At 73.6% G+C, this 13186-nt stretch carries 10 protein-coding genes and 1 pseudogene; 5 read left to right on the forward strand and 6 right to left on the reverse strand.

Translation table 11 applies throughout. The features are described 5' to 3' along the window. Window positions 1-26: 26 nt before the first annotated feature. Both E1265_RS23220 and E1265_RS23225 read right to left on the reverse strand, forming a co-directional pair. Window positions 27-1361, reverse strand: coding sequence for a sugar ABC transporter substrate-binding protein (locus E1265_RS23220; protein ID WP_132932937.1), 1335 nt, complete (start codon window positions 1359-1361; stop codon window positions 27-29). Window positions 1362-1710: 349 nt separating this feature from the next. Continuing rightward, the gene (locus tag E1265_RS23225) at window positions 1711-2646 is read right to left on the reverse strand and encodes a DMT family transporter (protein ID WP_243741038.1); all 936 of its coding nucleotides are present in this window, start codon (window positions 2644-2646) and stop codon (window positions 1711-1713) included. Between the two features lie 82 nt (window positions 2647-2728). Between E1265_RS23225 and E1265_RS23230 the strand changes: the two genes are divergently transcribed. The 4 genes from E1265_RS23230 (at window position 2729) to E1265_RS23245 (ending at window position 7004) form a co-directional block, all read left to right on the forward strand. Next, window positions 2729-3679, forward strand: a complete 951-nt coding sequence (locus E1265_RS23230) for a LysR family transcriptional regulator (RefSeq protein ID WP_132932939.1) — start codon at window positions 2729-2731, stop codon at window positions 3677-3679. Window positions 3680-3768: 89 nt separating this feature from the next. Then, a complete protein-coding gene (locus E1265_RS23235) occupies window positions 3769-4020 on the forward strand; it encodes a hypothetical protein (RefSeq protein WP_132932945.1) in 252 nt (83 codons plus the stop codon). Beyond that, complete coding sequence (locus tag E1265_RS23240) at window positions 4017-5261, forward strand: FAD-dependent monooxygenase (RefSeq protein WP_279571456.1); 1245 nt, start codon at window positions 4017-4019, stop codon at window positions 5259-5261. The genes E1265_RS23235 and E1265_RS23240 overlap by 4 nt, the downstream gene beginning before the upstream one ends. 168 nt (window positions 5262-5429) lie before the next feature. Further along, complete coding sequence (locus E1265_RS23245; RefSeq protein WP_132932940.1) at window positions 5430-7004, forward strand: S8 family peptidase; 1575 nt, start codon at window positions 5430-5432, stop codon at window positions 7002-7004. A 110-nt stretch (window positions 7005-7114) separates the two neighbouring features. On the opposite strand, the gene E1265_RS23250 is transcribed toward E1265_RS23245, so the two are convergent. Beyond that, window positions 7115-8050, reverse strand: a complete 936-nt coding sequence (locus E1265_RS23250) for a cation diffusion facilitator family transporter (RefSeq protein WP_132932941.1) — start codon at window positions 8048-8050, stop codon at window positions 7115-7117. Window positions 8051-8314: 264 nt separating this feature from the next. On the opposite strand from E1265_RS23250, the gene E1265_RS23255 reads away from it, so the two are divergent. Next, window positions 8315-9067: a GntR family transcriptional regulator gene (locus E1265_RS23255; RefSeq protein ID WP_132932942.1), complete on the forward strand. Its 753-nt coding sequence runs from the start codon at window positions 8315-8317 to the stop codon at window positions 9065-9067. Here the strand turns inward: E1265_RS23255 and E1265_RS23260 are convergent. The 3 genes and pseudogenes from E1265_RS23260 to E1265_RS23270 form a co-directional block, all read right to left on the reverse strand. After that, window positions 9064-11550: a SpoIIE family protein phosphatase gene (locus tag E1265_RS23260; protein ID WP_243741039.1), complete on the reverse strand. Its 2487-nt coding sequence runs from the start codon at window positions 11548-11550 to the stop codon at window positions 9064-9066. The genes E1265_RS23255 and E1265_RS23260 overlap by 4 nt on opposite strands. A 61-nt stretch (window positions 11551-11611) precedes the next feature. Further along, entirely contained in the window at window positions 11612-11815 is a 204-nt protein-coding gene (locus tag E1265_RS23265) for an SPOR domain-containing protein (protein ID WP_132932943.1), read from the reverse strand. A 61-nt stretch (window positions 11816-11876) separates the two neighbouring features. Further along, a pseudogene (locus tag E1265_RS23270) lies at window positions 11877-13186 on the reverse strand (hypothetical protein); the annotation flags it as partial.

A 13186-nucleotide genomic window follows, 5' to 3' on the forward strand; every position in this document is an offset into this window, starting at 1 on the left:
GGACGGGGGCGGGGTGGTGGTCGTGGTCACTGGGTGACGTCCTGGGCTTCCAGCTCGGCGGTGATTGCCTCGTTGATGCTGGTCACGGCCTCGCCTACGTCGTTGCCGCAGTCGGAGAGCAGGATGTTGAGGCCCTCGGCGACGGCCTGCTTGACGGGGGTGAAGTCGATGGCGGAGGGGAAGGTCCGCACGTCGGTGTCGTACTGCTCCTGAACGAGGTTCCAGCGCTCGTCGTCGCGCAGCTCGCCGGCGTCGAGGTCGGTGTTGACCGGGAGACGGACGACGGGCTGGCTGTTGTCGGTGGTGTCGACGGCCATCGCGATCCGCTGGGCGTCGGCGGAGATGAGGTACTCGGCCAGGCGCTGCTGCTCCTCGGTCATGTCGGAGCCGGCGGCCAGGTAGACGTTCTCGCCCTCGGCGAGGGTGGCGGTGCCGCCCGGGCCGGCCGGGGTGGGGATGACCTCGAAGAGGTCGCTGCCGAGCTGCTCGTCGTAGCTGGCGAAGTTGTAGGGGCCGGTGACGTAGATGCCGGCGCGGCCCTCGACGAACTGGGTGGAGTCCGCGGTCGTGGCGGTGAGCGCCCCCGGCTGGACGTGCCCGGTGGTGCAGAACTGTTCCTGGATCCAGGAGACGGCCTCACGGGTGCCGGACGAGTCGAAGGCGGCCTCGTAGGTGCCGTCGCCCGTCGAGGTGACGAAGTCGCCGCCGCCCTGCCAGATGTAGGAGGAGGCCCACCAGGCGAGGTAGCCGCGCTCGGTGCTGCCAGGGACGACCATGCCGTACGTGTCGTCGTCGCCGTTGCCGTCGGGGTCCTCGGTGGCGAACGCGTCGGCCAGCGCCGAGATGTCGTCCCAGGTCTCGGGCACCGGCAGACCGAGCTGCTCCCGCCAGTCCTTGCGGACGAAGGTGACGAAAGCCTGCCGCGAGAAGGGTATGCCGTAGTGCTCGCCGTCCAGGCCCACGGTCACGTCCCAGTTGGCGTCCGAGACGAGGTCGTGGCCGGAGATGGACTCCGGGTCGACGGGGACGACCCAGCCCTGCGAGACGTAGGTGCCGAGGGCGGCGCTGTCGTTGATGAAGACGTCGGGGAGGTCTCGGGCGGCGGCCCGGCTCTGGATCTGCGTGTCGAACTCCTGCACGGCCTGGTAGTCGACCTGGATTCCGGTCTCCTCGGTGAACGCCTCGAAGACCCGCTCGTAGGTGGCGGCTGCCTCGGGGCCGCTGCGCGTCCAGACCTCGAGGGTGCCGCCGCCGTCCGCGCTGTCCGAATCCGATCCAGATCCGCAACCAGTCAGGCCAGCGAGCAGGGCGCTGGAAGCGAGCAGGATCGTGGTCGTTCGTGCGGTGGAAGGTCGTCTCATGGCCCCACTCCGTTCCCGGCGTTCATCATCATGAACACGCTTCACATGCGTGAAACGGTGGAGGCACAGTAAGAAGGGTCCCGCCGCAGGTCAACCCCCTGGTCTCGGGTAACCGCGAGGCAACGGATGGATATCGATCCCGGTCCGCATGGTGTGCGGTGTGCCGTCGAGCGGCGGTGGCCGAAAATCCCGTGTCGAACAGGCGAGTTCAGGACAGGGGGGCGCGTCCCGTGAGTGTCCTGCTCCCTGGTGGTTCGGTTGCGTCACCCGATTTTCCGTGAAGCATACCTTTGTGTCCCTTGTTCGGGTTGCTCGGTTATGGGGGCGAGACGCGTGCGCGTGGTTCCGGTCAGCGGCCGGCGCCGCGGCGGCGTGAGATCGCGACGCCGAGGAGACAGACCGTGCCGCCGGTGAGGGCGAGGGCGGTGGGGGACTCGCCGAGGACGAGCCAGGAGAGCAGGACGGAGACCGCGGGCACCGCGTAGGTGCTGGCGGCGAGGCGGCCGGCGTCGGTGCGGCGCAGCGCGAAGGACCAGACCCAGAAGCCGATCGCGGTCGGGAAGAGGCCGAGGTAGACGCCGGAGGCCACGGCGCTCCCCGGAGCGGCCGCCAGCTCGTCGAGGAGCCGCGGGGCCCACGGCAGGAGGACCGCCGTGCCGGCGAGGCAGCCGAGCCAGATCGCGGTGAGCGGGTCGACGTGTTCGAGCGCCGGCTTCTGCAGCAGGACGCCCCCGGCGTACAGCGCGGCGGCGAGCAGGCAGAGCAGCACGCCGACGCCGTCGCGTTGGCCGTCGCCGGTGCCCGCCGTGATGATCGCGACACCGGAGAGCGAGACCAGGCCGCCGAGCACGAGTGGCCGCGAGAGACGCTCGCGCAGCGTGGCGGCGGCGCCCACGGCGACCAGCAGCGGGGCCAGGTTGACCAGCAGCGCCGAGGTGCCGGCGTCCACGTGCCGCTCGGCGGCGTTGAGCGCGACCGTGTAGGCGGCGAGCCACAGCACGCCGTAGCCGCCGATCAGCAGCAGCGGGCCGCGCGACCAGCGTTGGCGGCGCAGCGCCCGCCGGCCGCGGACGGCCACCGCCAGCGTCAGCGCGACGGCGGCGACCGCGAGGCGCAGCAGCGCGAGCGGCGCCGGGGAGATCGTCGACGTGACGTCGCGGATGACGACGAACGCCGAGGCCCACAGCACGACGGCCACCAGGGCGGCGGCCGCGCTCGGCAGGTCGACGGTGGTGGCGGGAGTGGTGGTGGGAGCGGCGGAAGCGGCGGGAGATTCGGTGGTCACCCGGCCATCGTCAGCGCGCGGACAGGACAGTACAAGCGAATGATGCGGAGCGAATGTTAAGCCTCGCTGTACGATGACCGGCATGCTTGACCTTCCTCGGCTCCGTCTGCTCCGCACCGTCGTCGCGACCGGCTCGGTGCGCGCCACCGCGGCCGCGCTCGGGTACACCCCATCGGCCGTCAGCCAGCAGCTCGCGGCCCTGCAGCGAGGGACCGGGCTGCGCCTCGTGGAGCGGGTCGGGCGTGGCATCGAGCCGACGGCGGCCGGGCGCGCCCTGGCGGCCGAGTCGGAGCGTCTTTTCGAGGAGTTGGGCCGCCTCGAGTGCCTGGTGGACGACCTGCGCGCCGGTCGGGTCGGCAGCCTGTCCATCGGCTATGTGGCCTCGGTGAGCGCAACCTGGCTGCCGCCGGTCGTCGAGGCCCTGCGCGCCGAGTTCCCCGACGTGCGGCTGGAACTGCGGATGGCCGAGCTGGCCGAGGCGCGGCACGACATCGACGTGTTCGTCGAGGACGTGGCCGCCCCGCCGCCCGCCGGCACGGTCGTCAGCCGGCTCACCTCCGACCCCTACGTGCTGGTCGTGCGCGCCGACGACCCGCTTGCCGCGCGCCCCGAGGTGCCGCTGGCCGACCTCGCCGAGCGGCCCTGGATCGACAACGAGCACCGCGACGGCCCCTGCCGGCGGGTGCTGCTCGACGCCTGCGCGCGGGCGGGCTTCGCGCCCCGCTTCCAGGTGTGGACGCCGGACTACCGCACCGCGCTGCCCCTGGTCGCGACCGGCATCGGCGTCACCGTGATCCCGCGGCTCGCCGCCCGCGACCTGCCGGCCGGCCTGGTGGTCAGGCCGCTGGTCGCGCCGACCCCGGTCCGGCAGGTGGCCATCGCGATCGACGGCGCCGTCGCCGGCAACCAGGCCGCGCTGCGCGCCGTCGAGCTCTTCAGGGCCGTCGCGCGGGGGGAGCCCGCGCCGGCCGCGCGCGCCATCGGCGTGCGCGAGGGGCGCGTGCCTGCCGCGGTCACCCACTCCGATCGGTGACCGGGCTGTCGGCACGGGGAAAAGGCTGGTAGCGGCCGTGCGCGTGGTGGCCGCGACCCCTTCATCCCTCCCCGCGGATCGGAGTTCCCATGCCCGTCTACGACTGGCTCGCCAGCCTCTGGCGCACCTTCGTGCCGTACGCCGCCTCCTGGGCCGTGGTGCAGGCGGCGCGCGTCGGCGTCGAGTTGGACAACGCGACCGTGACCTCGGCGCTGACCGCCGCCGGCGGCACCGCCTACTACGGCGCCGTGCGGTTCGCCGAGCAACGCCTCGGCTCCCACTGGGGCTGGCTGCTCGGGCTTGCCAGGCCACCCTCCTACGAGCGGCCGGCCAAGGCGTGACCCGCCGGGTCTCCACCCAGGTCGGCGTCGTCGGGGCCGGCCCGGCCGGGCTGACGGCGGCCCTGCTCCTGCTGCGCGCCGGGATCGACGTCCGGCTGGTGGAGCGGGACCCCCGCGCCGTGGTCGAGCGGCGCGCGAGGGCCGGCCTGGTGGAGCACCGGGTGGCGGAGTTCCTGTGCCGGCAGGGCCTGGCCGGCGGGTTGCTCGCCGGCGGCACCCGGCACGGTTGGTGCGACATGGTGGTGGGCGGGGAGCGGATCCGGGTGGACTACGGCCGGCTCTCCGGCGGCTTCCGGCACTGGGTCTACCCGCAGCAGCGGCTGGTGCGCGACCTGGTCGGCGCCCTGTACGCGCTGGGGCGCCCGCCGCTGTTCGAGCAGCCGGCCCAGGGCGTCGTGGACCTCCAGGGACGCCCGCGCGTGCCCTGCCGGGACGTCGAGCTCGTCTGCGACGTCGTGCTGTGCTGCGACGGGCCGCACGGCGTCGGCGGTGCCGCCCTGTCGGCCGCCGACGCGGTCGGCTTCCGCTACCCCTACGACTGGCTGACGGCGTCGGTGCGGGTCGACCGGCCCGTGGCGGGCGTCGTCTACGCCGTCCACGCGGACGGCTTCGCCGGGTTGATGCCGCGCGCCGGCCACCAGGCCAGGCTCTACCTCCAGGTGCCACCGGGCACCGACGCCGCGCGGTGGCCGGCCGCGCTGGTGCGCCGGAGGTTCGCGGCCCGGATGGTGGGCGCGGCCGATCCGCCGACCGTCGAGGAGGTGGTCGAGGTCGGCGTGCTGCGCATGCGGGCCCTGGTCAGGCCGACGGTCGGGCGCGGCCGGCTGCTGCTGGCCGGGGACGCGGCCCACGTGCTGACGCCGAGCGGGGCCAAGGGCCTCAACCTCGCCGTCGCGGACGCGGCCGACGCGGCCCGCTCCCTGATCGGCTGGCTCCGGGACGGCGCCGCCCGCGACGAGGCCCTCGGCGGCTACGCGCGGCGCCGGGTCGCCGAGGCCTGGCGGGTGCAGGAGTTCTCCGACCGTCTGCTGAGCCTGCTGCACCTGCCGCCAGGCTCCCCGGCGGACGCCGCGTTCCACCTGTTGCTCAGGCGCGAGCGCGCTCGCGACCTCGCCGTTCCCGGCCCCGGCGCCGCGAGCTTCGCCCACTGGTACGCCGGCTCGGGCGAGGGCCCTGACCCCCGTGGCCCCGTCGCCGGGCCCAGGTGCGACGCCGGAGCGAAGGTTCACAAACAGAACTGATGCTTCACCAGCATGTCGCGACCGTGTCGAATCGCCGTGCGCCCTTGTCAATTCCTTTACCGCGGCGGACCATTCAAGAGATCGTCATGTCTGCGGCAGTCGACGTGGAATTGACATGGGCATGGCTCTTCTGCTGTGCGTGCGCACCACTGATCAGGAGGAACCTTGATGGCAGTGACGCGAACTCCCCGCCGCTCGCGGCTCGGCGGCACGGTGGCCACCGCCGCCCTGCTCGCCCTGGGGATCGGCGTGACCATCCCGGCCACGGCCCAGGCCGCCGAGCCGGTGGGCGTGATCAGCAACCTCGGCGCCGAGGGCACCATCGAGGACAGCTACATCGTCCTCCTCCAGGACGGCGGCATCGAAGCCGCCTCGGACAACGCCGAGGAGCTCGCCGAGAGACACGACGCCGAGGTGACCGACGTCTACCGGCACGCGCTCAACGGCTTCGCCGCCGAGATGAGCGAGCAGGACGCCCTGGAGCTGGCCGCCGAGCCCGGGGTCGAGGAGGTCGTGCAGAACCAGCGGTTCGAGCTGGCCGACACCCAGCCCAACCCGCCGTCCTGGGGCCTCGACCGGATCGACCAGGCCGACCTGCCGCTGGACGCCGGCTACACCTACCGGAACGAGGGCGCGGGCGTGACCGCGTACATCATCGACACCGGGGTGCGCCTCAGCCACCAGGAGTTCGAGGGCCGGGCCCGGTTCGGCTACGACTACTGGAACAACGGCGCCGTCGACGGCCACGGCCACGGCACCCATGTGGCCGGCACGGTCGCCGGCGCCACCTACGGCGTGGCCAAGGAAGCCGAGATCGTGGCCGTCCGGGTGCTCGACAACTCGGGCGGTGGCACCACCGCCAGCGTCGTCGGCGGCATCGACTGGGTCACGGGCGACGCGGAGGGACCGTCCGTCGCCAACATGAGCCTCGGCGGCGGCGTCGACACCGTGCTCGACCAGGCGGTCCGCAACTCCGTCGCCGCCGGCGTCACCTACACCGTCGCCGCCGGCAACAACTACGGCGTCGACGCGAGCACCCGCTCGCCGGCTCGGGTCTCCGAGGCCATCACCGTCGGCTCGAGCACCAGCGCCGACGCCAGGTCCGACTTCTCCAACGTCGGGTCCGTGGTGGACATCTTCGCCCCCGGCACCTCCATCGCCTCGGCCTGGAGCACCAGCGACTCGGCGTCCAACACCATCTCGGGCACCTCGATGGCCACCCCGCACGTCGCCGGCGCCGTCGCGCTCTACCTGGCGGACAACCCGGCCGCGACCCCGGCCGAGGTCTCGTCAGCGCTGCGGAACAACGCGGTGTGGAACCGGCTGTCCGGCGTCCCCGGCAACACCGTCAACGCGCTGCTGCACGTCGGCGACGAGGGCAGCGGCCCGCCCCCGCCGCCCTCGGGCCCGCGCTTCGGCAGCACCACCCAGGTCCCGATCACCGACTACACGACCTCGACCTCGACCATCGACGTCACCGGAGTCGGCACGCTGACCGGCGCCTTCCAGGTGGAGGTGCACATCGTGCACACCTACGTCGGCGACCTGACGGTGGACCTGATCCAGCCTGACGGCACGGTGCGCAACCTGCACAACCGCAGCGGCGGCAGCGCCGACAACCTCGACTCGACGTGGACCTTCAGCGGCTCGGGCGTCGCCGCTGACGGCACCTGGACGCTGCGGATCGCCGACGAGGCCGGCGCGGACGAGGGGCACCTGAGCTCCTGGGCCCTGCAGTTCTGACCCGCGGGAGGCCAGCGGCAGGGGCCCGCTCCGGCGACGGCACGGGCCCCTCACCCGCCGACCCGATCCGATCGGGCCGGCGTCAGGCGTCTGTCCTCGGTCTTCAGGCTTCAGGCGGACTCGGTTGGCTCCGCCGGCTCCCGGTAGATGTCGGGCTCCAGGTAGATCACCCGGGCGATCGGCACCGCCTCCCGGATCCTGGTCTCCGCGCCGTTGATCGCGTCGGTCACCTCGCCGACGTCGTCACCGCGCTGGACCGCGATCTTCGCGGCGACCAGCAGCTCGTCGGGGCCGAGGTGCAGGGTCCGCATGTGGATGACCCGGGTGACGGTGTCGTCGTCCACGATCGCCTCGCGGATCTTCTTCACCGACTCGGGCCCTGCCGCCTCGCCGAGCAGCAGCGACTTGGTCTCGGCGGCCAGCACCACCGCGATGATCACGAGCAGCACGCCGATGCACAGGGTGCCGACGCCGTCCCAGACGCCGTCGCCGGTGGCCAGCGAGAGCAGCACGCCGCCAAGCGCCAGCACGAGGCCGAGCAGCGCGCCCAGGTCCTCAAGCAGTACCACCGGCAGCTCCGGCGCCTTGGCGGTGCGGATGAACCGGCCCCAGGACTGCGTGCCGCGGACCTCGTTGGACTCCTTTATGGCGGTCCTGAACGAGAAGGTCTCGGCGATGATGGCGAACACCAGCACGCCCACCGGCCAGTACCAGTGGTCGAGCTCGTGCGGGTGCCTTATCTTCTCGAGGCCCTCGTAGAGCGCGAAGACGCCGCCGATCGAGAACAGCACGATCGAGACCAGGAACGCGTAGATGTAGCGCTCGCGGCCGTAGCCGAACGGGTGCTCCTCGCTCGCCGCCCGCTTGGCGCGCTTGCCGCCGAGCAGCAGCAGGGCCTGGTTGCCCGAGTCGGCGACCGAGTGCACGCCCTCTGCCAGCATGGATGACGAGCCGCTGAACGCGGCCGCCGTGAACTTGGCCACCGCGATGGCGAGGTTCGCCGTCAACGCGGCGACGATCGCCTTGGTTCCCCCTGACGCGCTCATGCTGGCTGATGGTCCCTTCCGTCATGGATTGGGTCGGCGCCGCCCGATGGCCGGCCGACCGTACAGGGCGCACATTCTTGCACCGAAGGCACCGTCGCCTCAGCGGTACCGGCCGGCTGCCGGCGGGGGACCGCCTCACGTGGCGCGCGAACCGCCGTCATCACTTCGGGTGAAACCTTGGCCGTCCCTTGCCGTTGGCGACGCTCTGTTGTCAAGCTGTTGCCGATTGTCAACGCGAGACGGGAGCACCCCTGGGAGGGGCCTGTGCCGTTCGGTGAGCAGCCCGCATATCTCCGCGTGGCGGACGACCTTCGCCAGCAGATCGTCGACGGCAGCCTGCCGCCACATACCAGGCTGCCCTCACAGGCCAGCATCCGCGCCACCTACGGGGTCTCCGACACGGTGGCGCTCGAGGCCAGGAAGGTGCTGATGGCCGAGGGGCTCGTGGAGGGCAGGTCGGGCTCCGGCACATACGTGCGGGAGCGGCCCGCGCCGCGCGTCGTCTCGCGCAGCGGCTACCGCACGTTGGGCGACTGCTCGTCGTTCCGTCAGGAGCAGACGGACGAGCGGGTGCGCGGCACCTGGGAGGGGCACAGCGAGCGGATCGAGGCGCCGCCGTCGGTGGCCGAGCGGCTGCGGATCGAGGCGGGGGAGCAGGTGATGTGCACGCACTACGTGTTCCGCACCGGCAGCGAGCCCGTGATGCTCTCCACCTCGTGGGAGCCGTTGCGCATCACCGGCCGCACCCCGGTGATGCTGCCGGAGCAGGGCCCGTTGGCGGGGCGCGGGGTGGTGGAGCGGATGGCGGCCATCGACGTGACGGTGGACAACGTGGCGGAGGAGGTCGGCGCCCGGCCCGCGATGGCCGCCGAGGCCCGGGTGCTCGGCGGCCTGCCCGGCCATCCCATGCTGGTGGTCTTCCGCACCTTCAGGGCCGGCAGCCTGCCGGTGGAGACGGCGGAGGTGGTGATCCCGGCCGACCGGTTCCGGGTCGGCTACCACCTGCCGGTCCGTTAGCCAGGCCCGGGCGGGACCTGGTCGTCTCGGCCGGCCCCCGACCAGCCGTCGGGCAGCGGGAGTTCGAACCAGACGGCGGGGCCGATCGGGCCGTGCCTGATGCCCCAGCGGCGGGCCTGGTGGGCGGCGAGCAGCTGTTCGCCGCCGTCCCGGTAGCCCGGCTCGGGGGTGCGCGCGGTCACCTCGACCATCAGGGACGCGCCGTACACCATCCGCACGGCCACCGAACGGCCCGTGCCGGCCATCGCCTCGCGGAGCAGCCGGTCGACGAGCCGCCCGGCGCGCTCGGCGAGACCGCCGAGCCCCCACTCCCGCAGCCGGTGGTCGACCGTCCCGCCGATCGCCGGCAGCATCGCCGGGTCGGCCGGGAAGGTCCAGGTGGCCACCCGGTCCTCGGGCAGGCTCCCGAGCCGCGCGGCGAGCAGCGCCAGGTCGTCCGACTCGCTGCTGCTGATCGCGGGCCGCATCTGCTCGATCACCGCGTCGCACACCCCGTCGAGGGCGGCCTCGGCGTCGGTGAGCTCCCCGACGAGACCGCACAGCAGCTCACAGAGCTCGTCGACCCTGGTGAGGATGTCGCCGTCCCTGGTCTCGAGCAGCCCGTCGGTGTAGAGCACCAGCACGGAGCCCTCCGGCACGTCGACGCACAGCTCCTCGAACGGCACGCCGTCCACGCCGAGCGGCGCCCCGGACGGCAGGTCGAGCGGTCTTGCCGTCCACCGGCCGCTGTCCGCGTCCCGGACGACCAGCACCGGCGGCAGGTGCCCGGCCTTGGCCAGCCGGCACTCCCGGCTCAGCGGGTCGTACTCGGCGTACAGGCAGGTGGCCATCAGCGGGTCGTCCAGGTGCGGCGCGATGTCCCGGCCCGCGTCGTTGAGCCGGGCCAACAGGTGGGCCGGGCTCAGGTCGAGCGCGGCAAGCGTGCGCACCGCCGTCCGCAGCCGGCCCATGGCCGCCGCGGCCTGCAGCCCGTGGCCCGTGGCGTCGCCGACGACGAACGCCACCCGGCCGCCGACCAGCGGGATCACGTCGAACCAGTCGCCGCCGATCTCGGTGCCCCGGCTGCCCGGCAGATAGCGGTGGGTGAACCGCACCCCCGGCTGCTCGGGCAGCGTCTGCGGCAGCAGGCTGCGCTGCAGGGTGAGCGCCGCGTCCCGCTCCCTGGCGTAGAGCCGGGCGTTGTCCAGGGTGATCCCGGCGCGGGCGGTGAGCTCCATGGCCAGCGCCAGGTCCTCGCCGTCGAAGGCCGGGCGGTGGCCGCTGCGGGTGATGACCAGCAGCCCGAGCACCGTGCCGCGGGCCCGCAGCGGCACGGTGATCAGCGAGTTGACGTCCAGTTCGCGCACCAGCTCCGCGACGACCTCGTCCTGCGAGGTGGCGGCCCTCAGCTCGGCCCTGGTCTGGGCGAGAAAGGGCACGCCCGTGTCGAGCACGGAGCGCAGGAAAGGGCCTGCCGGCTCGAACGCCTCCTCGCCCTGCCGCAGGACGCGCTCCAACTCGGGGTGCGGGGCGACGCTCGCGAGGCCGACCTGGAGCAGCGGCCCCCGCGCGCGGTCGTGGGCGGTCGGCGGCTCGCCGCCCGAGGCGACGACGGCCAGCAGCTCGACGCCCGCCAGGTCGGCGAAGCGGGGCACGATGGCGCCGGCCAGGGCCTCGCCGATCCGCCGCACGTCGAGCAGGTCGGCGATGGCGCCGCCGACGTCGTCGAGCAGGGCGAGCCGTTGCCTGGCTCGCTCGATCTTGGTCTGCGCGTCGCGGCGCTCCGTGATGTCCAGCACGATGTTGGTGACGCCCATCGGGCGCCCTGACCGGTCGGTGATCCGCCCGACGGAGAGCGAGCGCGCGCCGAGCCCGTCGGGGGAGGGGACCACCAGGTCGGTCACCGGCTGCCCGGTGCGCAGCACCTCGGCCTGGAGCCGATGGACCCGCTGGGCCATGCTCGGGGGCAGCACGTCGAGCGTGGTCCGGCCAAGCAGCTCGGCCTCGGAGAGCCCGGCCAGCCGGGACAGCGCGTCGTTGACCCGGGCGTAGCGCAGCTCGGTGTCGAAGACGCCGATGCCCAGCGGGGAGGCGGTGAACAGGCCGTCCAGGGTGGCGAGGTCCTGTTCGACGGCCTGGACGCGCTCGTTCTCGACCAGAATGGCGAGAACGAGCGGCGTGCCGTTCGGGTGGTCGAGCAGCTCGGCGCGACCGCTGAGCTCGACGGGGCGGCCGTCGCGGTGGCGCAGGGTGAGCCGGCCGGTCCAGCGGCGGTGGCGCAGCAGCGTGTCAAGCAGCTCATGGCCGGGGTCGGCGGGGCGGTCGGTGGGGATCAGGCCGGCCAGCAGGTGCCCGACGGCCTGAGTGGCGTCCCAACCGAGCATCGTCTCCGCCATCGGGCCCCAGAGCAGGACCCGGCCGTCGGCGTCCAGCAGCACCATGCCGACGCGCAGCGACTCACCAAGCGCGCCGGGGGCGTTCGGACTGCCGGGTTCTGTGCTCACGCTCTGCGCCCCCGTCGGGTGCTGGGCCGAATATCCCTTCCACCCGATTATGTCTGTGCTGTCAGAGGTGTGCGCGGGGCGCCAGCTCGACGCGCTCGACCAGATAGCGGGCGCTGCCGTCAGCGGGGCGTGCGCCGGAGCTCAGCCGGAGGCGCTGGATGAGGCGCTGCGCCTCGGCTCGCGTGGCACAGTGCCCTATGCGGTAGCGGCTGCCGTTCTCGTCCTGCCGGATCACCTGCCACGGCTGCAGGTTGGTCCCGTTCATTCATCACCCCCCATCTGCATATGCCAGACCATACGCCAGCACATCACCGCTCGAACAGAGATCAGGCCACCGGCCCCGACTCGCCGGTGTCGCGCCGCGCCAACGCGCTCCCCTCGGCCGCCAGGGCGTCCACCCGCCAGGCGATCGGCAGCGCCGTCGCCGGGTCGTTGTGGGCCACATCCCAGGAGCGCTCCAGCAGGTGAGCCGCCTGCGCGAGCCGGGTGCGCGCCGGAGTGCCCACCGACTCGCGGTGCGCCGTCAGATGGTCCTGGGCCGCGGCGAGCGTGGCGGCGGCCGTCAGCAGCGCCTGCTCGAACAGCGAACGAGCCCTGCGGTTGCGGTCCTCACGCTCCCGCCGCGACGCCAGCTCGCGCGCCAGCACGGCGTCGGCCCCGCCGAGCCGGCGCAGCGCGCCGAACGGGTCGCCCGCCACCAGCGCGCGCGCCTCGGCCAGCGCGGCCTCGGCCCGCGCCGACACCTCGCGCAGCGCGTGCTCACCCCCGGCCTCGGCCAGATCCGTCTCGGTCTCCAGGGCGGCCTGGACGAACACGGTCGCGGCCCGCTCCACCTCGTCCGCCCACCTGCTCACCCCGTCCACCAGCAGCCCGGCCCCCGCCAGCGGAGCCGCCGCGGCGGCGGGGCCTTCCGTGTCCAGCGCCTCGGCCCCCTGGGCCAACCGCGCCCTGGCAGTCGCCGGATGGCCGGCCACCGGCCCCACGGCGTCGGTCCCGAACCGTTCCGTCAGCCGCCGCAGCGCCTCATCGGCCGCCGCGATCCGGCCCGGCAGCTCGGCGACGCCGGCCCGCACCGCCGCCTCGTCCACCTCGGGCCGGGCCGCGGCCAACGCCTCCCCGGCCTGGCCGCAGCGCAGCTCGATCTCCTCGAGCAGCCGGCGGCGCTCCAGGTCGTTGCGGGCGAGCGCCGGCTCGTCGAGCCGGAAGCGGATCCGCAGCGCCTCCGCCGTTCGGGTGGCGGCCCGGCCAAGCGCGGGCGGCGGCGCGCCGGGCGCGTACGCGTACGCCTCGGCACGGGTGCGGACCGTGTCGTCGGTCTCGATCAGCAGCCCACGGGCCCGGCGGTCCAACTCGTCGAGCGGCGGGTCGTGCGACTGGGTGGGCGGCTCGGTCGATCGCCCCGACCAGCGCAGCGCCACCATCCGGTAGCGGCGGCGCAGCCCGTGCCGCGCCAGGTAGCCGACGACCACAAGGCCCGCGGCGACCAGCGCGATCGGCACCACGAGGGGGGCCGCGCCGCCGCTGTCCACCGCGGCCGGGTCCCGGGCCGCGGCGAGCGTGGCCGCGACGGCGACGGCGACCGTCAAGCGGGCTCCACGGCGCATCCGGCCCACCACCTCCCACCACGACCCTAAGC

The sequence above is a fragment of the Streptomyces sp. 8K308 genome (assembly GCF_004348315.1).
In the GTDB taxonomy this organism is placed as follows: domain Bacteria; phylum Actinomycetota; class Actinomycetes; order Streptomycetales; family Streptomycetaceae; genus Streptomyces.